This is a genomic window from Pseudomonas fluorescens (assembly GCF_001307275.1).
GTDB lineage: Bacteria > Pseudomonadota > Gammaproteobacteria > Pseudomonadales > Pseudomonadaceae > Aquipseudomonas > Aquipseudomonas fluorescens_AA.
This window is the reverse complement of the sequence record NZ_CP012831.1, coordinates 445,206-469,309: the sequence shown is the minus strand read 5'-3', so window position 1 is coordinate 469,309 and position 24,104 is coordinate 445,206. Positions and strand designations below refer to the sequence as shown.

The 24,104-nt window shown below is 58.6% G+C and carries 31 protein-coding genes; 4 read left to right on the top strand and 27 right to left on the bottom strand.

Annotated elements, in window-relative coordinates:
* Positions 1-103: 103 nt before the first annotated feature.
* The gene (gene tal / locus AO356_RS02175; RefSeq protein WP_060738388.1) at positions 104-1,030 is read right to left on the bottom strand and encodes a transaldolase; all 927 of its coding nucleotides are present in this window, start codon (positions 1,028-1,030) and stop codon (positions 104-106) included.
* 177 nt (positions 1,031-1,207) lie between these two features.
* Entirely contained in the window at positions 1,208-2,146 is a 939-nt protein-coding gene (gene dusA / locus AO356_RS02170; RefSeq protein ID WP_237140799.1) for a tRNA dihydrouridine(20/20a) synthase DusA, read from the bottom strand.
* 173 nt (positions 2,147-2,319) lie between these two features.
* Between dusA and AO356_RS02165 the strand changes: the two genes are divergently transcribed.
* Positions 2,320-3,471: a site-specific integrase gene (locus AO356_RS02165; RefSeq protein ID WP_060738387.1), complete on the top strand. Its 1,152-nt coding sequence runs from the start codon at positions 2,320-2,322 to the stop codon at positions 3,469-3,471.
* On the opposite strand, the gene AO356_RS02160 is transcribed toward AO356_RS02165, so the two are convergent.
* From AO356_RS02160 to AO356_RS02105, 11 genes are all read right to left on the bottom strand, one after another.
* A complete protein-coding gene (locus tag AO356_RS02160) occupies positions 3,446-3,721 on the bottom strand; it encodes a pyocin activator PrtN family protein (RefSeq protein WP_060738386.1) in 276 nt (91 codons plus the stop codon). The genes AO356_RS02165 and AO356_RS02160 overlap by 26 nt on opposite strands.
* A 256-nt stretch (positions 3,722-3,977) precedes the next feature.
* Positions 3,978-4,523, bottom strand: coding sequence for a DUF2786 domain-containing protein (locus tag AO356_RS02150; protein ID WP_060738384.1), 546 nt, complete (start codon positions 4,521-4,523; stop codon positions 3,978-3,980).
* Positions 4,524-4,798: 275 nt separating this feature from the next.
* The gene (locus tag AO356_RS02145; RefSeq protein WP_060738383.1) at positions 4,799-5,062 is read right to left on the bottom strand and encodes a hypothetical protein; all 264 of its coding nucleotides are present in this window, start codon (positions 5,060-5,062) and stop codon (positions 4,799-4,801) included.
* Positions 5,063-5,119: 57 nt separating this feature from the next.
* Positions 5,120-5,314 carry a hypothetical protein gene (locus tag AO356_RS02140; protein WP_237140798.1) on the bottom strand — a complete coding sequence of 65 codons (195 nt, stop codon included), beginning with the start codon at positions 5,312-5,314 and terminating at the stop codon, positions 5,120-5,122.
* An 8-nt stretch (positions 5,315-5,322) separates the two neighbouring features.
* Entirely contained in the window at positions 5,323-5,661 is a 339-nt protein-coding gene (locus AO356_RS02135) for a DUF7673 family protein (RefSeq protein ID WP_060738381.1), read from the bottom strand.
* Between the two features lie 57 nt (positions 5,662-5,718).
* Positions 5,719-8,571: a toprim domain-containing protein gene (locus tag AO356_RS02130; RefSeq protein ID WP_081015305.1), complete on the bottom strand. Its 2,853-nt coding sequence runs from the start codon at positions 8,569-8,571 to the stop codon at positions 5,719-5,721.
* Positions 8,572-8,577: 6 nt separating this feature from the next.
* Complete coding sequence (locus tag AO356_RS02125) at positions 8,578-8,811, bottom strand: hypothetical protein (RefSeq protein WP_003183349.1); 234 nt, start codon at positions 8,809-8,811, stop codon at positions 8,578-8,580.
* A gap of 75 nt (positions 8,812-8,886) precedes the next feature.
* Positions 8,887-9,258 (bottom strand): hypothetical protein, encoded by a 372-nt coding sequence (locus tag AO356_RS02120; protein WP_060738379.1) that lies wholly within the window; start codon positions 9,256-9,258, stop codon positions 8,887-8,889.
* Positions 9,255-9,545, bottom strand: a complete 291-nt coding sequence (locus tag AO356_RS02115; RefSeq protein WP_060738378.1) for an ogr/Delta-like zinc finger family protein — start codon at positions 9,543-9,545, stop codon at positions 9,255-9,257. The genes AO356_RS02120 and AO356_RS02115 overlap by 4 nt, the downstream gene beginning before the upstream one ends.
* A complete protein-coding gene (locus tag AO356_RS02110; RefSeq protein ID WP_060738377.1) occupies positions 9,542-10,015 on the bottom strand; it encodes a YmfL family putative regulatory protein in 474 nt (157 codons plus the stop codon). Before AO356_RS02110 ends, AO356_RS02115 begins: the two co-directional genes overlap by 4 nt.
* A gap of 29 nt (positions 10,016-10,044) precedes the next feature.
* Positions 10,045-10,257, bottom strand: coding sequence for a DNA-binding protein (locus AO356_RS02105; protein WP_060738376.1), 213 nt, complete (start codon positions 10,255-10,257; stop codon positions 10,045-10,047).
* 84 nt (positions 10,258-10,341) lie between these two features.
* Between AO356_RS02105 and AO356_RS02100 the strand changes: the two genes are divergently transcribed.
* From AO356_RS02100 to AO356_RS32690, 3 genes are all read left to right on the top strand, one after another.
* Positions 10,342-10,662: a helix-turn-helix domain-containing protein gene (locus tag AO356_RS02100; RefSeq protein WP_060743058.1), complete on the top strand. Its 321-nt coding sequence runs from the start codon at positions 10,342-10,344 to the stop codon at positions 10,660-10,662.
* A gap of 11 nt (positions 10,663-10,673) precedes the next feature.
* On the top strand, positions 10,674-11,018 hold the full coding sequence (locus AO356_RS02095; RefSeq protein ID WP_060738375.1) for a DUF2511 domain-containing protein: 345 nt from the start codon (positions 10,674-10,676) through the stop codon (positions 11,016-11,018).
* A gap of 129 nt (positions 11,019-11,147) precedes the next feature.
* Positions 11,148-11,309, top strand: coding sequence for a hypothetical protein (locus AO356_RS32690; protein ID WP_160320210.1), 162 nt, complete (start codon positions 11,148-11,150; stop codon positions 11,307-11,309).
* A gap of 52 nt (positions 11,310-11,361) precedes the next feature.
* Here AO356_RS32690 and AO356_RS02090 read toward each other — a convergent pair whose 3' ends face one another.
* The 14 genes from AO356_RS02090 to AO356_RS02030 form a co-directional block, all read right to left on the bottom strand.
* Positions 11,362-12,735 carry a hypothetical protein gene (locus tag AO356_RS02090; protein ID WP_060738374.1) on the bottom strand — a complete coding sequence of 458 codons (1,374 nt, stop codon included), beginning with the start codon at positions 12,733-12,735 and terminating at the stop codon, positions 11,362-11,364.
* Positions 12,736-12,786: 51 nt separating this feature from the next.
* Complete coding sequence (locus AO356_RS02085) at positions 12,787-14,046, bottom strand: phage late control D family protein (protein WP_060738373.1); 1,260 nt, start codon at positions 14,044-14,046, stop codon at positions 12,787-12,789.
* The gene (locus tag AO356_RS02080; RefSeq protein ID WP_060738372.1) at positions 14,043-14,483 is read right to left on the bottom strand and encodes a phage tail protein; all 441 of its coding nucleotides are present in this window, start codon (positions 14,481-14,483) and stop codon (positions 14,043-14,045) included. Before AO356_RS02080 ends, AO356_RS02085 begins: the two co-directional genes overlap by 4 nt.
* 5 nt (positions 14,484-14,488) lie before the next feature.
* Positions 14,489-17,434: a phage tail tape measure protein gene (locus tag AO356_RS02075; protein WP_060738371.1), complete on the bottom strand. Its 2,946-nt coding sequence runs from the start codon at positions 17,432-17,434 to the stop codon at positions 14,489-14,491.
* Positions 17,424-17,543 carry a GpE family phage tail protein gene (locus AO356_RS30550; protein ID WP_003183333.1) on the bottom strand — a complete coding sequence of 40 codons (120 nt, stop codon included), beginning with the start codon at positions 17,541-17,543 and terminating at the stop codon, positions 17,424-17,426. Before AO356_RS30550 ends, AO356_RS02075 begins: the two co-directional genes overlap by 11 nt.
* Before the next feature lie 8 nt (positions 17,544-17,551).
* Positions 17,552-17,881 carry a phage tail assembly protein gene (locus AO356_RS02070; RefSeq protein WP_060738370.1) on the bottom strand — a complete coding sequence of 110 codons (330 nt, stop codon included), beginning with the start codon at positions 17,879-17,881 and terminating at the stop codon, positions 17,552-17,554.
* A 50-nt stretch (positions 17,882-17,931) separates the two neighbouring features.
* On the bottom strand, positions 17,932-18,447 hold the full coding sequence (locus AO356_RS02065) for a phage major tail tube protein (RefSeq protein ID WP_060738369.1): 516 nt from the start codon (positions 18,445-18,447) through the stop codon (positions 17,932-17,934).
* 56 nt (positions 18,448-18,503) lie between these two features.
* Complete coding sequence (locus AO356_RS02060) at positions 18,504-19,673, bottom strand: phage tail sheath protein (protein ID WP_060738368.1); 1,170 nt, start codon at positions 19,671-19,673, stop codon at positions 18,504-18,506.
* Between the two features lie 116 nt (positions 19,674-19,789).
* Positions 19,790-20,218, bottom strand: coding sequence for a phage tail assembly chaperone (locus AO356_RS02055; RefSeq protein ID WP_060738367.1), 429 nt, complete (start codon positions 20,216-20,218; stop codon positions 19,790-19,792).
* 2 nt (positions 20,219-20,220) lie between these two features.
* On the bottom strand, positions 20,221-21,606 hold the full coding sequence (locus AO356_RS32945) for a phage tail protein (protein WP_237140797.1): 1,386 nt from the start codon (positions 21,604-21,606) through the stop codon (positions 20,221-20,223).
* Positions 21,603-22,220 (bottom strand): phage tail protein I, encoded by a 618-nt coding sequence (locus tag AO356_RS02045; protein ID WP_060738366.1) that lies wholly within the window; start codon positions 22,218-22,220, stop codon positions 21,603-21,605. Before AO356_RS02045 ends, AO356_RS32945 begins: the two co-directional genes overlap by 4 nt.
* Positions 22,220-23,131 (bottom strand): baseplate J/gp47 family protein, encoded by a 912-nt coding sequence (locus AO356_RS02040; protein WP_060738365.1) that lies wholly within the window; start codon positions 23,129-23,131, stop codon positions 22,220-22,222. The genes AO356_RS02045 and AO356_RS02040 overlap by 1 nt, the downstream gene beginning before the upstream one ends.
* The gene (locus AO356_RS02035) at positions 23,128-23,472 is read right to left on the bottom strand and encodes a GPW/gp25 family protein (protein ID WP_060738364.1); all 345 of its coding nucleotides are present in this window, start codon (positions 23,470-23,472) and stop codon (positions 23,128-23,130) included. Before AO356_RS02035 ends, AO356_RS02040 begins: the two co-directional genes overlap by 4 nt.
* A complete protein-coding gene (locus AO356_RS02030) occupies positions 23,469-24,041 on the bottom strand; it encodes a phage baseplate assembly protein V (RefSeq protein WP_060743057.1) in 573 nt (190 codons plus the stop codon). The genes AO356_RS02035 and AO356_RS02030 overlap by 4 nt, the downstream gene beginning before the upstream one ends.
* Between the last annotated feature and the right edge of the window lie 63 nt (positions 24,042-24,104).

The following is a 24,104-nucleotide window of genomic DNA, read 5'->3' as shown; positions in this document are numbered from 1 at the left end:
CGATGGCGTTTGCCGACCCGCCACATCGCTTAAGCCAAGCAAGCCGCATAAAAAAGGGCGAACCCAACCAGGTTCGCCCTTTTTGCATGCCGGCTGAATCAGCTCAAAGCTTGGCTTGCAGCAACGCCTCCAGTTTCTCCTGGTCCCGGGCGAACTGACGAATGCCTTCGGCCAGTTTCTCGGTCGCCATGGCGTCCTCGTTGGACAACCAGCGGAACTGCGCTTCGTCGAGGATCAAGCGCGCTTCTCCGGCTTGCCCTGGCGCCAGCTTGCGCTCCAGCTTGCCTTCGTCGGCGGCGAGTTTTTCCAGCAGGTCCGGGCTGACGGTCAAGCGGTCGCACCCGGCCAGTTGCTCGATCTGGTTGAGGTTGCGGAAGCTCGCGCCCATGACCACGGTCTTGTAGTCATTGGCCTTGTAGTAGTTGTAGATGCGGGTCACCGACTGCACGCCCGGATCATCCGCGCCGGTGTAGTCGTTGCCATTGGCTTTCTTGTACCAGTCGTAGATGCGGCCCACGAACGGCGAAATCAGGAACACCCCGGCATCGGCACAGGCCGCAGCCTGGGCGAAGGAGAACAGCAGCGTCAGGTTGCACTGGATGCCTTCACGCTCCAACTGCTCGGCAGCACGAATGCCTTCCCAGGTGGAGGCAATCTTGATCAACACCCGATCCCGGCCAATACCGGCCTTTTCGTACAGGTCGATCAGACGATGCGCACGCTTCAACATGGCCTCGGTATCGAACGACAGGCGCGCGTCCACTTCAGTGGAAATACGCCCCGGGATCACTTTCAGGATTTCTTGCCCGACCGCTACGGCAAAACGATCGCTGGCCAGGCCCACATCGCCCTTGCAGTCCGCCACACAGGCGTTCAGTTGCTCGGCATAGCCCTGAATGGCTGACGCCTTGAGCAGCAGGGAAGGGTTGGTGGTGGCGTCCACGGGTTTGACGCGGGCGATGGCCTCGAAGTCGCCGGTATCGGCCACGACAGTGGTGAATTGTTTGAGTTGTTCCAGCTTGGAAGTCATGAGCGTGCTCTGTCCTATGGGTCCGTTGACATTACCCGAGGGCCGGCAGCCACTCAAGGGCGTGAAGAGGTATCGACGGCCCCAGCGGCAACAACCTGAAAACGGCTGTTTGAAAGGCCGGGGCGGTATCGGTAGATACGATGCCAAAACAGCGTGCAGGTTCAAAGCAAGTGACGGTTAACGCCCTTCCAGCAGTTGCCCCGCCTGATCCAGCAACGCCAACGGATCCTTGGTTTTGTGAATGTCTACCGACAACAACTGCCGAAACCGCCGCGCCCCCGGAAACCCGGTGCCCAGCCCCAACACATGACGAGTGATGTGATGCATCGCCCCGCCAGCGGCCAGGTGATCGGCAATATAAGGCCGCAACTGCGCCAGCGCCTCGGCCCGGGTGATGATCGGTGCGGTGCTGCCAAACAACTGCTGATCCACTTCGGCCAGCAGATACGGGTTGTGATAAGCCTCACGTCCCAGCATCACACCGTCGAACGTCTGCAGGTGCTCATGGCAGGCCTCCAGCGTCTTGATCCCACCGTTGAGCACAATCTCCAACTCCGGAAAATCCGCCTTCAACCGCGCGGCCACGTCATAACGCAGCGGCGGGATGTCGCGGTTCTCCTTCGGCGACAGCCCCTCCAGAATCGCAATCCGCGCGTGCACGGTAAAACTCGTGCAACCGGCCTCGCGCACCGTCCCGACGAACTCACACAACTGCTCGTAACTGTCCCGCCCATTGATCCCGATGCGATGCTTGACCGTCACCGGAATCGACACCGCATCACGCATGGCCTTCACACAATCGGCCACCAACCCCGGATGCCCCATCAGGCACGCGCCGATCATATTGTTCTGCACCCGGTCGCTGGGGCAGCCGACGTTGAGGTTTACCTCGTCGTAGCCGTGCTCCTGGGCCATACGGGCGCAGGCGGCCAGGTCGGCAGGGACGCTGCCGCCCAGTTGCAGGGCCAGGGGGTGTTCGGATGGGTGATGGCGCAGGAAGCGTTCGTGGTCACCGTTGAGCAGCGCGCCGGTGGTGACCATTTCGGTGTAGAGCAGGGCGTGCTTGGAGAGGGTGCGTAGGAAGAAGCGGCAGTGGGCGTCGGTCCAGTCCATCATGGGGGCCACACTGAAGCGGCGGGAAGGCTCAGGTCGCGTATTCTCTAGCTTTGAGCCTGTTTTTGCAGTGTTTGTATTCAACGTGTTTCGTACCGATTTTCGGGGGTTTTGGGGCGTTTTTACCAATCGGTTGGTACAATGTACCAACCGAATCAGAACGTGTACCAATTCTCATGGCAACGATCAGATCACGCAAAAAGGCCGACGGCACCATCAGCTACACAGCTCAGATCCGCATCAACCGCGACAAGGTGACAGTCTACCAAGAGAGCCAGACCTTCGCCCGGAAACAGGCGGCGCAAGCTTGGGCGCGCAAACGTGAGTCCGAACTGGATGAGCCTGGTGCGATTGAGCGGGCGAACCGCAAAAGCGCCACGCTCAAAGAAATGATTGACCAGTACCTGATCGAGGTTGAGAAAGCCCGGCCGCTGGGCAAAACCAAACGCGCAACCCTTACGGCCGTCGGCGAAACGTACCTGGGCAAGTTGGCCGATACCCAGATCAATACCCAATGCCTGGTCGATTACGCGCTATGGCGGATGAGCCCCGAAGGTGGGGGCGTCCAGGCGCAGACCGCTGGCAACGACCTGGCGCACCTCGGCGCCGTGCTTTCCATCGGCAAGGACGCTTGGGGTTATCAGCTTGACCCGATGGCGATGGGCGGCGCACGGCGCGTACTTCGCAAGCTCGGCTACAACTTGAAGAGCCGCGAGCGTGACCGTCGCCCCACGCTGGATGAGCTGGGGAAGCTCATGAAGCATTATCAGGACATGCAGGCCCGGCGCCGAAGCATCATCAACATGATGAAAGTTGTGGGCTTTGCACTGTTCTCGACGCGCCGTCTCGACGAAATCACCCGGATTCGCTGGGACGACCTCGACGAGCCCGGCCAGCGAGTGCTGGTACGCGACATGAAGAACCCAGGCCAGAAGATCGGCAACGATGTGTGGTGCTACCTGCCCGACGAGGCTTGGAAGATCCTCCAGACCATGCCCCGCGCCGGCGAAGATATTTTCCCCTACAGCCCTGAATCAATCTCCACGTCCTGGGCGAAGGCCTGCAAGCTCCTGAATATCCAAGATCTGCACTTCCATGACCTCCGTCACGAAGGTGTAAGCCGGCTGTTCGAAATGGACTGGGATATCCCTCGGGTGGCGAGCGTTTCGGGGCATCGGGACTGGAATTCGCTTAGGCGCTACACACACCTACGCGGTAAAGGTGACCGCTACATAGGGTGGGAATGGCACGAAGAGATATTGAGGGCGCCCGTACAACTGGGCGCCGCATCAATGAAGTGGCTTAAAAGGCGTGTTTTAACCCGTTGAGCTGGCTGTTCTCTTTAACCGCGGCTGCGCGCTGTAGATCGAGGTAAGCAGCCAGGTCGGTGATGTGGATCCCCTTGGCCGACTTCTGGCTGCGTTCCAGGCGGGTGATGGGGATCTTGATCTGCCCGCTCATCACCTTGCGTTGAAACATGTCAGGCGTCAGGTGCGTGAAGTAGTCCCGGCAAACCTGCTCCAGCGAGATAATAGCTTGGCCGTTGTATTGGGCCATCAGGATAAAGGCTGTGTTCATGATGTCCCTCACATTCGAAACGATTGATGAATGAGCGTCGGCCGGGCGGTACGTCCTGCAGGTTGTGCCTCGTCCGGCTGAATCTCGCAAATGAACCTGTGCCTGTTCCGATTCGCTGCGCTCAGTGCCTGGGTGAGCCTTGGCAACGCGCCGACGCATTGCTCATAGGCATTCGGCCCATGCCAGGTTTGAGCCGGCAGAACCTGGCAGTCAGTACGAGTTGCGTCGCTGCATAAGTACAAAAGCAGGAGGACTGTCATACGTTCTCCTTCCGTTCAAGGCGGGGGCGGACAGGTGTTGGTCTTATCGCTGAAGCCATAGCGACGACCCGCATATCGCTTTCACTCAGCGCCATGTCCCTATTGCCTGATGGTGTCGTGGGGAACAATCGGTTGGCCTGTATAAATGCGGAGAAGGCCTCGTCGAAGTGCGCGGCCAGTGCGTTTCGCAAGGCGTCGTAGTGAAGCTCAAACTCAATTGCCTCAGCCGGTGTAACTTCCACGCCGACCTTCTTTGGTCGGCTCTTGCTGGTATACAGGCCAGGTGTGCATGTATCGCAGACCTTGGACATGATCTGTGCCGCGAGTTTACGGTCGTACACATTCAAAATCGGAAACCAGCGGATTTCTCGGCACTCGTCGTTTAAGTCGTCGATGGTTAAGCCGTGACGCGCTAATAAGTTATCCAGCATGCGTTGTGCATTTTCCTTCTCGCCGCCTTCGCCACGCTCTGCGAGAGCCATCAGCTTGCGTAGCTTGGCCTGGACCTTCGCATCGCCTCCACGGGGCATTTGTGCTTGCATGGTGCTTCTCCTTGTCAGCGGTGGGGGAGTTGCCGCTCCCCCGTTCCGCCTTTTTGATTATCAGCGTGCGTATCGACGCGTTTTGTTTTGTCTGATCGCTTCCCGCTCGGCCATAAGAGCGGCCCACTCCAGCGATTTGCGTTTCTGGCGAATGCGGCTACAGGCCTGGTGCTTGCGGGTGGAACGCGCTTTGCCACAGATATCACAACGGCTAGGGAGGTCGAGGCGTTGACTTGCCATGGCTGGCCGTGTCCGCCCTGGGCTGGTAGCCATAGTCATCGCCCTCCCATGAGCATGCTTGTCAGGGCGTTGGGTTGACCGTCCGGTGTCAATTTGCTCAGCGGCTGGGTGGTGGTGCGTCCATTGGCGCTACGCAACGTGGCTACGTCACCGTTGATCTCTTCAATCACAGCTTTGCGAGCACTGAAGCGATAGCTGCGACCGCCGCCACTGATTGCCACATAGCTGACTGTGTCGCCGATACTCAGCGGGGGTGTGGTAGCCTCTGCGGCGCTACCTTGGGTTTGATTCACTTGCATGGTGCTTCTCCCTTTGGTGGTAGGTGTCGGGGAGTTGCCGCTCCCCGACACCGTCTTTTAGGCCGTTCTGGCCTGGTCTTGCTTGATGATCGCTATGACTTCGTCCCGGTCTTTCGCATAAGCGAAAGGCAGGTCGGCGCCTGGGCGAGTGATGGGGTACCGCGCTTCAGGCAACCGGCACTCGGCCACGGTGTAGCCGTTGTCGGTGATCCAGCAGTTCTGCTGCACTTGCCCGTCTCTGTTGCGTTTCACTGCCCACTTCATGCCCAGGCCCTACGCAGGTCCTGCCAGATCGCATCGCCGTCTGGGAAGTAGGTGTGAACCTCTTGCTCGGGGCTGTTATCCAGTCGAAGGACGGCAATGCAGTCGTCGAACAGTCCCGCGTCGAGACGGCGCAGCTCGGTCAGGTCAAATGGATGTGCGGGGCCGTTGTACAAACCGAGCAGGAAGCGGCCGATGACCCCGCTTTGCCCGGTGTCGCGCTGGGCGACTGGCAGCAAGCGAACCAGCGCCTCGACGCCGGCTTTGCGGATGGCCGGACGCTCGGCCTGGTACTGGAACAACTCGTCAAAGGCATCTTTGAGCGTTTTGTTGTGCATGGTGCTTCTCCTTGAGTGGCAGGCGTTGCCGCGCCTGGTGTATGTGCTGTTGATTGGTCAAGCCTGGAAGTGCCAACACTTCACGATGGGCTGCTTGGTGATGACCGCGTTGCTGTGCTTGGCCTGGTAAGCCCGTACCGCGCTGTCCGTTGCCTTGTTGATGTCGATCAGCTTTCGAGAGCGGGAGTCCTTCAGCCGCTCGCGCAGCTCGCTGACATCGGCAATTTTTTGGCGATGCTCGGCGGCGCACTTCACGAAGTCGTTGAGGTTGATGGCGATGATGTTGTCTTTCTTGCTGTGGTTGACCACGGGCCCATCGGCGTCAAGGCTTTCGAGGTATTCGTATACCTCCCAAAATTCGGCCACGACCGGATGATCAGAACTGATGGAGGCCTGGCGCTCTATCGCCATGCGAATGATCTGGGTGCGGGTGTTGCTGATCTGCGCATCGGTGAGCGAAACCACCATCCGCAGGCAGTCGAGCAACGCGAGCAGTTGGGCGTGGTTCTTGTTGATACGCTCGACACGGATGTAACCGCGTAGCTTGTTGCCGCAATGGGCACAGTCGCTTTGCTCGTCTTTGAAAGGGGTATCGCAAGCGAAGCAGTGCGAGTGCAGGCAGCGCAGTTTCGCTTCGTAGCCGGGCAGGCGCTGTGCAAACAGATCCATGACCTCGGCTTCTTTGCGCACGGCCTGCAACACGAAGTTGCTCAGCGTCGCGCCTTCCAAGGCGTTGAGTAAGTCCGCAGCAGCGCGGCTCTCCGGGGTTACGTTCGGTCGCACGAAGTGCAGTTTGACGATCCGGGTCATGATCGCTTCGGAGGCCACTACCGGCGCGTTCTGGCTGATGGCGATCGTTCCTCGAAAGGGTGGCTCATATGTCTCGTTGCCGGCGGTTTTAACCCCTTTGGTCGCCAGGGTGCCGCCGCCGTAATAGTCCTTCAGTTCATCCCATTCGAAAGTTTTGGAGTGCGCCTTGTCTTCGCCGCTTCGGTCGGATTCCAGCAACACGATAGGCATGCCAGACACCTGGCCCATCAAGCGGCTGCGGCCGGCCTTGGTGGATTTGGAAGGGTCAAAGCCCTCATACCCATCACGGCCGAGTAGCTTCCATAACAACGTCAGCAAGGTCGTCTTGCCGGCGCCGGCTTCACCGGTGGCCTCAAGAAAGGGGAACGACTGGTAGCGATGACGGATTTGCTCAGCAAACAGCGAGCCGAACCAAAACGTCAGGGCGACGATTCCCTGCGTACCGAAGCATTGCCACAGCAGATCCAGCCAGCGCGGGTCGTAGTTTTTGGCATCCTTGGTTAATTGGATTTTTACCCCTTTCTGCAAGCTCTTGAGTTTCAGCTTGCCCATTTCGAAAAACTCTTCTTCGTTGATGGTGATCAGTTGCCCTTCGCGAACGGCTACATCGTTGAACACGTAGCAGCCGTACTCCCGGCTGTAGCCGACGTAGTCGATGGTCTGAACGGTTTTAATGCCGAACAGTTGGTCTTTCATGATTTTGTCCAGCTGCTGTCCGCTGCCGGTGAACACGGCCCCGGCGCCCATGCCAAGAAGCCTTTTCTTGAACTCACTGGCAGCAGCGACCTGGCCGCCGGTGAAGGTGTTTTTCACTGAGCCGCCGTCGTGTGGGAAATCGACGCGGAAGAAATACCAGGACTCGTCGGTTATCTCGTTGCGCTGGAAATACAGTGCCTTGGGGTAGCAATTCGCGATCTCGACAACGCAGCCAGACATGCGCAGTGCCTTTTCGCGAATGGCCTTTTCGTTGAGCAGTTGGTCTTCCTGTTTGTCGCTGTCATCAAGCGCCTGTTTGGCACTGTTGAATTTGGAAATGTCCAGCTTCCACCAGTACAAGCGCGAGTCGAAGCAGAAGTGGAACTCCTCCCGCTCGCGCCACTGGTACATGAGCAGGGCCTTGTCGCTGGCGCTTTCGGCAATCAGCAGCGCGCCCTGGTGCCTGGCTTCTTTGAGGTCTTTTTCAATTCGCTGCGCTCGTGCCTCGTCATCGTCCAAAAAAGCCCAGCGCTGATGCAGGTCATTCCAATCGACCTTGCGGTTATCGGGCTGCAGGATCTGGGCAGCCTCGCAAAAAAAGCCCAACTCCCGGGCTTGCTTGACCCATGAGCGGGTGTATTTCTGCGCGCCAGGCTCGTTGTCCAATGCCCAAACCAACTTGGGCGGCTTTCCTTCACAGTCCGCGATCAATGTCTTGAGCGATTCTTCAGGGAATGCATTCGAGGACAGCGCGGCGACCGCAGAAATGCCGTTATGGATGAGCGCTATGGCGTCGAAAATGCCTTCGACAATCCACAGTTCATCAACCTGAAGAACATCAACACAAGGTGGGCACCACCAGTAGCCCTTGTAGCTTTGCTTGGGTTGGAAACGGGCTTTCTTCTTACCAAAGCGCGAGGGCTGGTCAATCAGGCGTTCCCAATAACCGCCATGTTCGAGAGGGAACCGCACCGTGGCCGAGCCGATATTTAGGTCGCGGTCAAAATAACTTTCCTGGGTGTACCAACCTTCAATCAGTTCCAGGCGGAAGCCGCGAGCAAAGGTCAGGTACGCCTTTGCGGTGGCGGTTGGCTGGTCATTGGTGGCTGGCGCACGCTTGCTCCAATCGTCAAACAGGTCGGGGTACAGCTCCTTTACCGGGGCCTGGTACCGACACTTTTCCTCGCGGCCGCAGCGGATAAACCACGGTTCATCGTGACGAGAAAACAGGCGCTTCTGATTGCACTGTGGGCAAGTACCCTTGCGCATGTAATGCGTGCCGGCCATATGTTGCAGGCCGTAATCTGACTCAAGGCGCTGAAGCACGTCGGCGCGCAGCTTGTGCTCCATGGGCTCGCGTACAAAAGCCTTTGCGCCATGGGTGGGGACGAGTCGCTTATTCATCGGGGCTTATTTCACTTCGCCGAGACTGTGTTTAAGGGCGCCAATCAGGCGTTTTTGCGCGGCCATTACCGGGAAGGCCGCGAGCAACGAGCCATGCCGTAAACCCTCGGGGATCATGCGAAAGCGGTCGTCGTACCAATGCTCGTTAAACTGCTGGGCGTACTGATTCCGTAGCGCCTGGAGCAGCGCTTCGGCCTCTTCGCGGGGCAGTTTTGCGGTGATGGCGACGTCGATTTCCATGGTCCACCTCGGATTTCGGGCAAAGCTCACCCAAACCCACGGGAAGCGGGGTAGGGCGGGTTGTTTAAAAGGGGGTTACTGAGGTTGTTGCTTCAGCGCGGCATCGCGCTGGGCCAGCATCGTCTGTGGTAGCAGCCTTGCCGGGACCGGGTAGCGAAGGTCCGCCCGGGTGTCGATCAAATGCACGACGGTGCTGCCAGGGCTGGAGCCCCAGTCCACGCCGATCCACTTGCGTTGGTTGATGATCTGCAATTCAGTCCAGGCGTTGTGCACCAGTTGCTGCGCCATGAAAACTGGTACTTCCAATGCGGTGGTCATGTGCCGGACGCAGTTTTCATACAGCAGGTCCGAATCCACCAGGTGCTGCGCTTCGTGCCGTTCCAGATAAGCGAATGCGGCACGTTGCATGCTGCTGCGGTAATCGTGGTCAAGCTGTTCATGGTTCATTGCGCACACTCCATTTCCATTTGGTCGAGCAGGTCGGGTTGATCGTTGGCGGACTTCATCGCGGCACGGCGTAGGACAATGTCAGCGATGGGCAGCTTGACGGCGGGGTTCGCCATGCCGCTTGGGCTCATTTCATGAGTCATTTCGAACTCCGCCCGCACCGACCAGCCGCAGGCTTCGTTGGTGCATTGCAGGTAGGCCACCCGCAGGAAAATGTGTGTGCCTTCGCTGGTGCGGATGCGCATGCGGCCCAGGCAGTGAGGGCAGACAAGTTTGTAGGTGCTCACCCAGCGAACCCCCGGCCGTGCAGTTGAATGGTCGCTAGCACCTCGGCGTAGCGCGCGGACATGTACTTCATCAGGGCTGACACGATTACTTCGGCCTCACCATGCTCAATGACACCGTCGTCCAGCGCTTGGGCAATGATCTGGTCAACCAACCCACGCTTGGCGGCGGCTCTTACCGAGCGGTTGTACAGCTCGACGTTATCCAGCGTTCCAGGCACCGCGACGGGCACAAACATGCCGCCATACATGCCGGTGATGTAATCCGCGAGATATGACGTACCTGCAATTTGCTCGAGGCGATGGATATGTTCGTCGCTCAGAGGCCGGCTGCCAGCGTTCTCATAGGCCTGGTTATCAAACTTCTTGATCGGCATTCCAAGGTCAGCCGCAGCGTAATGCCGGCCCCCGGGGTACGCAGCAATGACGGCGCTGACTACGTCTTTGCGGTTGGCTAGAACTGAACGTTTCATCTTCTGGTTTCCTACCTGAGCCAACGGGCCTAATTTGTGAGGACGCCGTCTTTGATACCGAGCAACACCGCTGCGCGGTGGGACTCACCCCGCAGGCATTTCTTCTGTCCGTTCAACACGGCGTACACCGTGGACGGGGTCAAGTTGTGCTGATCGGCCCAGTCTTTGGCCGAGAGGCCTTGATGCGTGAGGCGCTCACGTGCCTTTCGGCAAGCTTGCTCCGTGGGGTATGCGTTCGGCATAGTCTCGTTTCGTGTGATTTCGTGTGATGACAGGCGAAGTATTTCCCATGATTGTGGGAATGTCAAATCGTCATGGAGACGTTTGTGGGAATTGGTGATCGCCTAAAAGAAGAGCGCGAGCGCTTGGGCTTCAATCAGACCGAGTTCGCGGCGAAGGCTGGCGCCTCGAAAAACAGTCAGTACAACTATGAGAAGGGCGAGCGCAGCCCGGATGCCAGTTACCTGGCGGCAGTTGCTGAACAAGGGGTGGATGTTCTTTACGTGGTGACCGGCCAGCGCTCATCTGTGGGAGAAAATCAGCTGTCCGACGATGACTTGGAAATCGTAATGCATGTGCGCAGCCTGGACGATGAGGACAAAGGCGCGGTGATGCGCCTACTTAGGGCTTTTACAGTTAAAAGATAAGGAGTTGTGGCATGAAAAGGATGACGACATCAGTCATGGTGCTGGCAATGTTGGCTTCGGGCGTGTGTGGTGCCCAGGAGAAGACCCAGAAGGTTTCGAGCAAGGACTACGGAGATGCTTGGCCGTTTACGGTCGATAGCGTTGAGCTGCTGTGCTTCGGACCGTCGCCCAAGGCGTTGGCCCGAACCTCGGATGGGACTGTCTATGCGTTGAGCGGTAGTGCACGGAGTCAGGCAAAAGATCGCGGTTGGTCTGACGGCCATGACATCACCAAACCCAACCCTACGATGCCATCCATAAAAATGGACTACAGCGATATCGTCCAACGTGCGCAGGCGCTCTGCGCCGGTGCGTAATTTGCAATAAAATTTTTTCCGATGGGCTGGTGACACACCCAAACATGCTGAGAATGACGCACTCCCCGGGTGCTTTGGTTGGTACCGATGTTGGTACCGGGCGCCCGAACGTGTTGAATGGAGTGACACATGTCGGTGATGAATAAGGTAGATGTCGATCAATTAGAAGCAGTTGGATGGTCTGAGTTGAATGAGCGTGAACTGAAATTTGTTCAGCTATTCAGGCTGCTCGACGAGATTAGTCAGCAAGACTTGATTCGTTTTCTTAATGTACTGCTTACCCCCAAGTAAAACTAACCCGGCCATGAGCCGGGTTTTCCTACGACAACGCTGACTAGTCGCGTTAAGCAGGGCTCCTTAGGTCCTGTGGAACAAGCTCATCATTAACTGCTTCCGGTGAAGCCTCAGCTGAAGCTTCTTTTACGGTTTGTTTCTGGTTAGGTACGGGTTTGTAAGAAAAGCCTTCATTGAGATCGCGAGCCATGTGGCTTTTTAGAACTTCAATTTTAAGTGAGGTCTGTTCTTGAAATTTTTCGTGGTCCGTAATAGATAGATTTTTAGCAGATGAATGAACGGTTTCCCGTGCAACGACTAAGAGCTTAGCTAGTGTTAGGCGGTCGCTATGGATCTTGAATACTCGCTGGATCATTGCGCTTGCTATTTTCCAGCTGTAATAAATCGCTACTCCAAATATGGCTGCAAAAGGGATTCTCAGGATAAAGGCTGCTAATATTTCTATAGCTGATTGGTTTTCGGTAGCAAGGAGCTTGCTAGCTCCAGCATATAGCTGATAAATCGAAAAGAAAATAGCTGCTAGTGGAATAGTCATAAGGGCTGAATAAACTTTTGCCTGTGAACTTCCTTCCTTCACGTAAGGTCCGTATTCATCTGATATTAGATTCTTGTCGGAGGTCAGTTTTTTCAGTTCGCTATTTAATACGGATATATTCTTGTTTAGTTCGTCGGAAGTTTCTTGTAGTTGTGTGATGTTGTTCGAAGCTGATGTTAGCCTCTCTTCCGCATGATTGGCTTCGAGTTTTAATTGGATTAGTTTTGAGCTTTCTTCTTGTAGCTGTGTTTGTGAGTTTTCAAGTAATTTTTCAAGACGGTTTAGTTCGAGGTGGTATGTTGTTACTGTTCTGTTTAGCTCGGTGTTTTGTTCTGTTAGTGCTATATGTTTGGTTGTGGAGTCGGTGATTTCTTTTTTAAGTTCTTCTTTTATGGATTCAAAGTTGTCGCGAGAATGTATGATGAATTCTATGTCATTTGCAAAATTTGTCAGTTGTACGGAGTCGGTGCCGTAAACATTGATTTTGGTTAGAAGTGGTTTAGGGCTGGATACAGTGCTGTAAATTTCGAACCATTCACAGAACTTACGAACAAACCCAAAACTAAATGTGGTGTCTTTATTAGATTTGAGTTTGAGCGTAAATATGGGGGCGTCAACGGGCTTTACAATTACAGTTAGGGAGTTCGCAAGTCTTGGGCTTGTGCCATTAAAGCTGAGATACTCTAAATAAAAAAGACCGTTGGGTGTAAAGCGTTTTGCTGCACCGGTTATTTTAACAGGCTTGGTGATGGCTGCTGATTCATTTAGAAGTACTTGACACTGATTGGTAGTTTTCCAAAGGATACTTTTAATGCCGTCAATTTTAGGCAGTTTGGCGTCATACTCTTCAAGTGTTGCGTCCAATTCTTCAGTAGTAATAAGATTCATTATCCGGCTCCTTGACATTACAAGCCAAGATAGCAGATTGGTGGCTATGCGCTACTTCTTCATTCTTCTGTATTCCCGATCAACCGCTCTCTTTGCTGTCTTCTCCGAAGCATACAACCACCGCAACCGCCTCGGCTTACTCTGATCTCCCGCCGTTACAGTCTTTTCCTTCCCGGTTTTCTTGTCGCGGTAGTACGCGATGATCCCTGTGTAATCCCCTTTGTTTTCCTCGGCCAATCCCTCAACCGTATCCTCGGGCAACTTGCTCTCCAGCTCCAGGCTGACGGTGTATCCATTGTCCGGGCTCAGGGTGTGCTGCACGTTTCCGCCGTACCAGATGATCTCGTCAATCTCCGGCTTCACGCCCTGGAGCGTGTAGGTCAGTTCGGGAATCAGGTCAGGCCGACCCCGGGCGAGGGTGTAGCTCAGCGTCGCGCTGCCACGTTGCAGTCGGTTGAATTCCGCCCGGGCAGCGCGCAGGGCGGACTGGCGGTCGCTGAAGGTATGGCGCAGGTCTTTGAGGTTCTCGCCACCGCCGGCGATGGCCTCCTGTTTCTTCGCACTGTTCACGTCGTAAAAATAGGCGCGCACACCGTCGTAGTTGTCGCGGTCAGCTTGCAGATAACGGTGTTGGTCGCCATCGACGCGGGTGAGGGTTATATGCGGCAGCTCAGCGCCGGTGGCAGTCTTGCCGCCGCCCGCCGGCAGGCACAGCAGGCAGCCGGCCTTGACGGTGACCACCGCATCGAATTCTTCCCCTACGCGGCTGATGAGGTTGGCATCGGACTCGTTGGCCTGGTCCAACTGCAGGATAGGCAAACCGTCCAGGGCGCCGGCGATAGTGGCCGTGAGGCCGTTGCCCAGGGCGATGTCGCCCAGGACGTCGCCGAGGGTGGTGTTGCTCCAACTGCGCTCGCGCTTGGTCTTCAGGCCTTTGCGCAAGTCGGCAGAGCGAGCGCGAATGCTCAGCACGTCCGGAGCACCGCTATGCTCGGTTTCATCGACGGTATAGGTGCCTTTGTCCACCAAGCCTGTGTCGCTCCAACCCAGCCACAACCGAATGACCGCGCCCTTGGGCGGGATCGCCAGCAGGCCGTCGTGGTCGCTGAGGGTGATGCTGAGTTGGTCTGCCTCGATCCCGCGATTGTCGGTCAGCTCCAGGCTCATCAGCCGTGGACTGATCAACTGGGCGATGTCGTTGCCATCGACCGTGATTCGAAACGCCGGCACCGGGTAGGCAGCATCGCGGCGGTAGCGTTCGACCAGATCTTCGACGTAGCCGGTAACCTTCGACAGGGTCGCATCAATCACAGCAACGCCCTCAAGATGTTGACGCCTGCGCTGGTGCCAGCGCCGAGGAGATCGATCCGGTCGTCATCGATGCGCTTGAGGTTGATCGTGAATTCAATACGCCGAGGCGTGCCGTCACGGAAGAACAGCGTTTTGGTTTCGCTCAGGCCATCGATAATCCACAGGCCGTAGATTCGGCCGCTGCCTTCAACCATCGGCCACGCCCTGCCGGTGTTTGCCATCAGGCGCAGGGCGTCGAGGCTCAAGGCGCTGCCGGCCAGTTCCGGCAGGATGACGCCGGGCAGGGTGATGGTGTCGTCGCCGCGACCGACAAACTGCCGAGCCGGAGCGGCGCCGACGCGGCTGTTGCTCGCATGGCGCCATTCGGTTTGGCGTTGCAGCTTTTGGTAAGCGGCGGTGGACAGGCTGAACACGAACATGCCCAAGGCAAGCATCATGGGGATTACTCCAGATCTGACAGTTTGCTGCGCTGGCGTGCGGCTTTCTCGCTAGCGATACGCGCCAGCTCGGCCCGCACGGCGCGGCTGATCGCCTGGGCGTCCATGCCTGGCGTGGTGTGGATGTTGATTTCGTAGGTGTCGTGGCTGTCATGAACCGGCGCCGGTGCAGGGCTGATGGGCGCACGATCATCGATCGACAACGAAGAGGCACCGGCAGCCCCGACCGGAAATTGCGGCAACGGCATGGCGGCCAGAGGCATGGCGGTTGCGCCGAGGGCCAGTGTGCCGGCTGCCGTGAGTTGTTTGCTCAGGCTGGTCATGGCGCTCAGCGGCCCGTTCTGGCTGCCCTCAAGCCCCTGAGCAAGGCCTGCCATGGTGAAGCCGCCCAGCTCCGCGAACACACGCGAGGGGCTGTGGATGTCGAGCTTTTCCTTGAACCAACCAATCACCGCATCGCCTGCCCCGGTAATGGCCTCCTTGGCTACGGTCAGGCTGTTGGTGATGCCATTTGCTAGGCCTTGAATCATCTGCGTACCCAGTTCAGCGAACTGTGCGGGTAGACCCAACAAAAGGCTGAGCATGTTGCCGATGACTGCGCCAAAACGCTCGCCCATTGACTGAGCCGCGCCGCCGACATCTTCGACGGGAGTGAGTAGCTGGCCGAACCAGTTGATCAGACTGCTGACACCAGCCGAGATCAAGCTGAACAACGGGCGAGCGATGCTACCCAGAAGCTCCAAGGCTGCCCCGACACCTGGCAACGTCATGACGACTTGGCCCAGGTTTAGCAGCGATTGGCCGAGGCCTGCAAAGCTATCGAGCACGGGTTGAAGGGCACCGACGAGCCCCTGCCAGAAACCGAGGAAAAAGCCCTTGATGGGGTTCCAGTACTTGTAGACCAACACACCAGCACCAACCAGGGCGGCGATAGCCGCCAGCAGCCAGCCGATGGGCGTCGCCATGATGGCGGTACCGACGGCACTGATCGCTCCACCGAGCATCGGCAGCACGCTGGCGGCAGCCAGGCGGGCGCTGCTGACGAAAGCGGGTAACGCACTGAGCAATCCACCCGCCGAGCGAGTGGCTACCAGGGACCGCCAGACTTTCCCAAGCCTGCCAATGTTGGCTCCGGCGCCTGCTGCTGCGGTGCGCGTGCCTATCAGTTGGGCTTTCACGATGCCCAAGCGAATGCCAAACATGCCCATGCCGTAACGCACCATAGCGAAAGGGCCGAGCAGACTCGCCATCGTCAAGGCCAGGCCCCCAAACACGAAGGCCAGACCGGCAACGGCCGCTACTACCTTCACCAGGCCGCCCGCCAGTCTCGGGTTTTCACGAGCCCAGGCGCCAACGCTGTTAGCGACTTCTCCCAAGGTGGTGATGATCTGTTTCAGCTCGGGCGCAACGGCGGCGCCGAACTCAGCCAGGGCGTTGGTGAAGCTGCCTTCTGCGGCCTCCATTACGTTGGTGAGCGTGGCGAGCTGTTCGTTGACTCGCTTGCGCAAGTCGGCCTGGTTTTGAAGCTTTTGTTGCACTTCCCGATAACCCGCGATTCCCTTGTTCATCATGGTGTTCAAGGTGGTCATGGTTTCGGAGTCGTCGCCGAACAGCAGTTTGATCGTGGACGTGCGGTCTTCGTCGTTCAGTGATTTGAGTTTTTCGACCTGGGCGAACAGGTTCTCCAGGCCGGCGAAGTTGCCTTTGTTGTCGGTGAACTTGAAGCGGATGTTTTTGCCTTCCAGCTCCATGATTTTGTTGACGTCCTTGATCCCGTCCTTGTCCAGGCCGGCCTGGAAGATCTTCCGGTAGGCGTTACCGGCTGCACCGCCTTCCATGCCAGCTTGGTCCATCATGATCAGCAGCGGGGCCAGCTCGGCAGCGGCGTCGATACCCGACTTCTTGATGGTGTCCATGACCGGCGCGATCTTGCTGAAACCCTGGAGCATGTTGGTCGGGTCTACGCCGGAGTAGAACCCGCGCTGGATGATGTCCATCAGCGCCATCATGTCTTTTTCGGATGTTCGAGTCGCGTCCTGCATCTTCGCGGCGAATTCAGCCGCGGCGGTTACGGGCATCTGCAATTGAACGCCCAGGTACGCGGCCGCTTCACCGGTGCCGCCGAGGATGCTCTGCGCGCTCAGGCCCTGGCGCCGCAGCATGGTCATCATTTCCTGGAAGTCGGCCGTGGTACCAGGCAGGCGGTCGCCAAGCTTGGTCGCCAGGTCGGTGATTTTCTGGAAGTCTTCAGACACCTTGCCGGTGCCGTCCATCATTGAAACCTTGAGTTGCGTGGCCGAGTCTTCGTTTGGCGCAAAGGCACCGATGGCCTTAGCCACCGGCCGACTCGCTGCATATCCCACACCCAGGCCGGCGGCGCCGTTCATAGCCATGTTGCCGGCGAGGTTCTGCGTTTTCTCCAGCTTGGCGCGCTCGATGGCAAGGCGCTTTTGCTGAGCATTCAACGCGACCAGACGTTTGCCCTGTTCGCTGATGCTGGCGTTGGTGGCGCTGATTTGCTCGCGCAGCTGGCGTTCGTGGCTGCTCAGGTTCTTGGTGCTGATACCGGCGCCTTGCAGTTTGCTGCGCAGGGCCTGGAGCTGTTCGCCCTGTTGTTGATGTTGTTCCTTGAGCTTCTGCGCTTCGCGAACGGCTGCACGGAAGTCCCTGGTCATGGCCTTGGTTGGTGCGCCTGTAGCGGCGAACTGCTGGGACAGGGCCCTGACTTTGTCGCGGGCGGCGATGAGGGCTTGCTCGGTTTGCTCGGCGGCAGCGCGCTGGGTGCGCCAGGCGCTGACGTCCTTCTGTTGAGCGTTGAGTTCCTTGAGGCGGTCGCGGGCTTCCTTGAGGGCGCGGGCGGCCCCGATGCTGCCGTTGTTGATGGCCTTCAGGGGGCCGCTCGCCTTATCGATGGCATTGAGTAGCACCTGAAGTTTTAAGTCATTCGCCATCGGTGGAACTCCGCACCCGGGCGCGCTCGCGCCACTCCATCAGCTCTTGAAGGCCCAGCTGGTCCATGTCAGCCGGTGCCCAGTGAAAAACCACGGCCAGGTCGGCCATGGCGTCTTCTACGCAACGAGGGACGCGTCCGTCTTCACCGACTTCTGCAACAAAAAACCGGAGATCTTGCTGCCACAGGCGAGGAGGTCGGCCGGGTCCATAGTGGCGGCTTCGGGGGCGGTGATGCCTGGGCTGCTGATGCGCGGCAGGATCTTGATGAGGGTGGCTACGTCCATGTTCAGCAGCTCGACCAACTGCACGCCGCGCAGCTCGCCGGATTGCGGTTTGCGCAGGGTGATGCTGTCGATGACGGTCTTGCCACGGGTGATCGGGGTGTCCAGGGTGACGGTGTTGTCGTCAACCGGGGGCAGCGCTTCGAGGGTGTCTTCTGGTTTCATAACTTGCTCCAGTTTGCAGGGTTAACCGCCCTGGATCAGGGCGAGATTGGTCAGATGCCGAGGGCTCGGCGCTGCTCGGCCATCATGTCTACGCCATCGACGACTTCGATGAAATTGAGCAGGTCGATTTCGATGATCTCTTCGTTATCGACGATCAGTTTGTAATAGGTGCAGGTGGTGGTGATGCTGTGCTCGGTGTCTTCACCTGGCTGCGCATCGCCCATTTCGATGGTTTCGTGCCGGCCGCGCATTACGACTTCTACGGCGCTGATCTCGGCGGTGTCGTCCTGCTGGAACGATCCGGTGAAGCGTAACGCGACGCCCGAGGCGTTGACGGCGCCGAACTGTTTGAGTGCGATCAGATCCAGGCCGCCGGTCTTCCATTCGAATTGGATGCCATCATCCGAGAAGCCCAGATCGGCCTTGACCGGGCCGTTCATGCCGCCGCCGCGATAGCCTTCCATCTTGCGGCCGAGCGGGGGCAGAGTGACGGTTTTGACCACGCCCAAGTAGCTGTTGGCGTCGTTGAACAGGTTGAGGTTTTTGAGTTTGCGAGGCATAGCCATGGTGCGTGTCTCCGTTGCTCAGGCACGGGTCACCTCCCCTTGCGGGGAGGCCCGGGTTAGCTGTTGATCTTGCTGGCGAAGTCGATCAGGTAGCGGTCGGTGATGCGTTGCCGCAACGTGAGATCTTCCAGCGGCGGTACCGGCGTGTAGTCGTAGTCCAGGAACAGCTTGCCGGCCTTGAGCGTGTCCTTGTCGTTGGCGTCCTCTGGGTACCAGCACCTGCCGCCGATCAGGTAGCCCGCCGCGATCAGCTCGCGGAATTTGGCGTTGATCCCTTCGATGATGTCGCGCACCAGGGAGGCATGCATGGGCTTATCCACGGCCCACATATGCGCTTCGGCCATGGTGTCGGCGAGGATCTGCGCAGTGCGCGTGTAGTTCTCAAAGGCAAACAAAGGGTCTTCGCTGGTCGTGCGGCTTCCCCAGAAGCGAAAGCCGCCCTCATTGATGAGCGTGGTGACTTCGTTGCTGTTGAGGTAGTTGGCGTCCGTGGCCGGGTTTTGCAGATCCCAGAACACGTCGGCGCTGATGCCGGTCACGCCATTGACGGCGACGTTGGAGAGCGTCTTGTGCCAGCCTACTTCCTGGTCGATCTTGGCGCGCAGGCCCAATGCACGGGCCACGGCCGAGGCGGTGACGGTCGCGTTGGTGACGGTGCTCCAGTTCTGGAACTCCGGCCAGATGACCATGGCTTCCCGAGCGCCGAAGTTGTCACGGTAGGCGACCACTTCTTCCTTGGTTTTGCAGTCCCAGGCGCTGATGTAGGCGAATGCGCGCAACTGCTGGGCGATGGTGACCAGGGTGGTGGCAACCGGCAGACTGTCGAGGCCTGGCACTCCGAGGATGCGCGGCACCATGCCAAGGCGGGCCTTGGCAGCGAGCAGGGCTTTCATGCCGGTGTATTTGCCCTCGGCCGTGGTGGTGCCGATCAGGGCACTGGTGGTTTCTGCCTCGGTGGCGCCTTCCTTCACTCGCACGACGATGGTGTAGGGCTTGGTCTGGTCGGCGATGGCCTGAAGACTCTTCGCCAGGGTTCCCGTGGTGCCGGCCTTGCCGATGGCGGTTTGAACGTTGCTAAGCAATACCGGTGTGTCGAATGGGAAAACGGTGGCATCGGCGTCGTCGGCCGTGCAGACCATGCCGATAACAGCGGTGGGGATGGTGCGAATGGGGCGGGTGCCGTCGTTGAGTTCGATAACCCGCACGCCGTGGAGATAATCGGTCATGGGTTTGCCTGCGCAGTGATTGGGATGACAGTGCACAGGCTGCCGCGCGCGCGCCGGTTGGGCGAGCGCGGGGGCTTGTAGGGGAGGGGGTTACAGGACGAGATGACTTAAACAGTTCATTGAACCTGCCCAGCGATCCATGACGGCGCCATGGGCCGAAACTCGACGGCAGGGAAAGCCGCTGTTTGCGGCCAGTCGCGCAGGGCCTGTACGTAATCGAGCAGTTCCCCTGACTGCTCAGCCGTGAGGGTCGTTGGCCGGGCTGAATCGACTTCGTCACGGTGACGCTCCCGCAACCAGCGTACGCTTTCGATTTGGGCGTCCCGCCAAAGGCGTTCGGCTGCCGTCCGCTCCTCGATGGTTGCTGGTGGAGGATCGATTAGCGTCGGTAGGCCATCAGGGTCGTGAGCGCGAATCTTGCCGAAAGCAGGATTGGCAATAACCTGGTCATAACGGTCATCGGGGATGTCCACGGCATCGGCGGGTATTTCGGTATGCAGACCAACGATGTAGCAGTTCCCCGTTGTTTTGCTGTACTTGCGCATGACTAGCTCCCCAAACAAATGAACGTGTATCCAATGACCCCCGGGGGAGTCGATATCGCCCCTCCGCTGACAGTACGTGCCAATAAATCGATTCCGTTGGGGGTCGCACTTTGTGCACTCATCATCGTCCCCGTCTGTGAGGTGGAGACAGAGTAGGCGGTCAATGTGTTCGGAAACGCCAGCGCCAGGTTCACATGTACGATGCCCGCTCCCGCAGGGATCGCTCCATTTGCCCACTGAATGATCAAGCCGCCGAGCCACGTCGGGAAGACGATGTAGCCGTTGCTGGTCAGACTGATGGAAAAGCCCCATCGCAGTTTTTTGGGAGAAACAATGGTCGCGTCGTCGGTGCCCAAATTGACTTGCGATTGGCTTGCGATCTTTGCCCAACCGAAAGCCGACTCCGTTGACTGGGTCACTACGTTGGCAATGGCTTGGAATACCCGCAGCGGGGTCATGATCTTTGTATTGTCAGTTCCAGCCTCGGCCTCAGCCTGAGTGGCTTGTGCGGCTCGAAGCTTCTTCGGCGTTATGAGGCAGGTGTCGTCTGTGCCGATTGTGACTTGGGCTTGGGTGGCGACCTTTGCCCAGCCGAACACCGTCTCGGTGGCCTGTCCTACTACTTTGGCGATGGCCTGGAACACGCGTAGCGGTGTCATAGTTTTTGTATTGTCAGTGCCTGCCTCGGCTTCCACCTGCGTGGCTTGAGCAGCCCTGAGTTTTTTGGGCGTGACGATTGCTGTGTCATCTGTCCCTGTGGTGACTTGAGCTTGGGTAGCAATTTTTGCCCAGCCGAATGCACTCTCCGTTGCCTGTTTTATTACCTTGCCAATGGCCTGAAATACCCGCAACGGGGTCATGATTTTGCTGTTTTCCGTTCCTGTCTCGGCCTCGACTTGGTTGGCGCGTACAGTCAAGCCATCCACATAAGCACGAGTAGCCAGCACAACGGACGGGTCAATCTTCAACTCGACGTTGGCGGTGTTGCTGATGATGAGATTCATGCGCACCACCTGGGTGCGTCCAGATCCTTGAGTCAGCAACGGCTTGAAGCTTGGCGCGCAGTTCGCCACGGCGACCAGGTCACCGTCGGCGTCATACAAACCAACCTCACGAATCCACCACCCACCTACGTTCTCAGGAATAACCTGCTCGGCAATGATGATGTTCGGGTTGGCTGAGTCAACCTTCAACTGATTCAGCGGGGCGCGTCGCCGCTCATTGATTAAGTGCGTCTGTTGCTCGCTGGGGATTGGGTCGGTGTCGTTGGCGTCCCCGACGCCCATCTGCGCGAATGTCCAGGGAATGCCCAGGGCGTCCGCGTTGGCCTGCTTGGCCTTGCCGATGGCGGTGAGAATGGCGAAAAACTGGCTGTTTTGGTCTGTCATGGGTAGATGTCCATGGTGTCGATCTGGTGTTCACGGCCGCCCTGGTGGATGTAGCCCGTGACCTCGATGTCCCGCTGTGTGGGTGGATAGATATCAATCTCGTCGCCCTCGGTGATGCAGGCGCCGATATGAACTGAACCGGTGGTCTCCAGGCTGATGGCGAGCCCGGTGAGGTGGCGTGTCAGGGGTTTGGCATCGTCGATCAGCCAGGTGAGCTCCTGGTACATCTCTTCGGTGATACCAGTGTCCAGCACGCCGACCTTGAGCCTGAAGGTGGCGCGAGGACCGACCGGCACGGTCTGCCACCATTCGATGATTTCAATCAGGTAGCCGAGCGGTTCAACGACACGGCGCAGAGAGCCGATAGTGCCCTTGCGTGAATGGATGTAGTACGCACTGCGGATGGCGGCGCGTTTGGCCGCTTCGGTCCATTTGCTGTCCCAACGGTCCACGGAGAAGGCCCAGGCCAGGTAGGGCAAAAGGGGCAGCGGGCAAAGGTCGGGGTTGTACAGCGTGCGCAGCGGAATCGGCACGCGCTGGATCTGAGCCAGTGCCTGCGCCGCTTGGCGCTCCAACGGCGTCGAATTGCTTGGAAGAAGGGGCGCGTCAGCCATCACTCAACCCCCAACGCCAAATCGACGGCCGTGCAGTACGGCGCCTGGTACTTCGTGGCAACGATGTCGGCCCAGTTCTCCAGCACGACCTTGCGCACACCCTCGACGTGTAGCGAGGCGTGGATGATTGATTCTGAAACCTCCAGGCCCAGGCGACGCCGCTGGTGCACGAAGGCCAGCAACTGCGCATTGGCCGCCGCGAGAATCAACTCGCTCTCAGGGCCGGACGTCGAAAGAAACAGCTTGGCCTTGACCTGGTAGTTGATGACCTGCGCACTTTGCACGGTGAGCCGATCCGCGACCGGGCGGCGGTCGTCGTCGCTGAGGTAGGCATTGACCTTTGCCAGCAGCGCGGGCGAGGCGGTGCCGTCACCCAGGATCGATTGCACTGTCACCACCGCCTCGGCTGGGGCGGGACTCTCGGCAGTGGCATCGGCCACCTGACCGTCAGCAGACCGCGCATGGAAGATGTAGCTATTGCGCGGGCCGGCGGTGCTGAGGCCTTCCCACGCCATTTGAGCCCGCTCCCGCAGGCTGTCGTCGCTTTCCATCAGCAACGGTACCGGCGGCACGGCCGTGGGCTTGGCGGCCTGGATGACCAGGCGCTTGACGTTGAAGTTGCCGGCCAGGTTCTCCAGGTCACTGCCCTTTGCCAGAGCCAGCATGTTGGCGACGGATGCCTCATTGACGCGCTGGCGCCACACCGTCTCGCGGTAGGCGTTCTCCTGGAGCAGTTTGGTCAGGGGCTCAGATTCCAGCTCAAGCCGTGCGGCGATCTCGGCTTGTTCCTCGACCGGCCAGAGGCTGATGGCGTATGCCTTGCGCTCGGCGAGGATCTGCTCGTAATCAATTTGCTCTACGACTTCGGGCGCAGGGAGCTGGCCCAGGTCAATCGCGACGAATGAGTTCATGCGCTACCCCCAAGGTTCAGCGGCACGCTCAGGCTCAGCGGCTCGTTGCTATCGACGATGCTGCCCTCGATGTCCAGTGATGTTTGACCTTGCAGGGTGGCGCCCTGGAACTGCACGCGGCTCAGACTGATACGCGGCTCCCAGCGCATCAGCGCCATGACGGTGGCGGCGTACACCTGCAAGCGGGTGATGTCGTTGAAAGGGTGGTCCACCAGTTCGGGCAACAGGCTGCCGTATTCGCGGCGCATCACCCGGGTACCGAGGCGCGTGCTGAGAACATCGCTCATGGATTGGGCAATGCTCTCCACGGTGGTGATGGCGGCGCCGGTGTGTCGGTTCATTCCGGTTTCCCCGTCTTGCCGCTGCCAGGCATGACGCCGCCGTGCAGGTGTTTCACCAAGCTGATGCCGGCGGCCACCACATCCACCGACACGGTGACTTTGCCGGTGACGTTTTGGTTGCCGGTCTGGGTGTAATCGCCCTGATGCGTGATGTCGCCGACGATGTTGATGCCGCCGGTGCTGATGAGGTTGGTGGTGCCGCCATCGGTGAGCGTGGCGTTGAGGTGGTGAGCGACGCTGTCGTACTCGATCACCGTGCCGTCGCGGTAGGTGACGCGGTGCAGGCCTTCGCGGTCGCCGTTGGCGGGGATCTGGTCGCTGAAAAGGCCGGTCAAGGCGACACCGTTGCCGAGCTGGCCCGAGGGGCTGAACAGCAGAACCTGTTCATTGACCGTCGGTGGATTCCACTCCCGGTCGGCACCGGCGCGCAGGGCGATCCATGGTAGCCAGGCGGTGGTCAGGGTTCCGGTTTTGACCTGCACACGCGGGGGCTGCATCTGGACGGCGGCGATGGTGCCGAAGCGGATGAGATTTTCGATCAGGCGGGCGAGTGTGGCTAAGTCGTTCATGGCGCCGATGGTGGCGCCACGCGTGCGCAAGCGCAGCTTTGTCAACTTGTAGCAAGCTTGGTT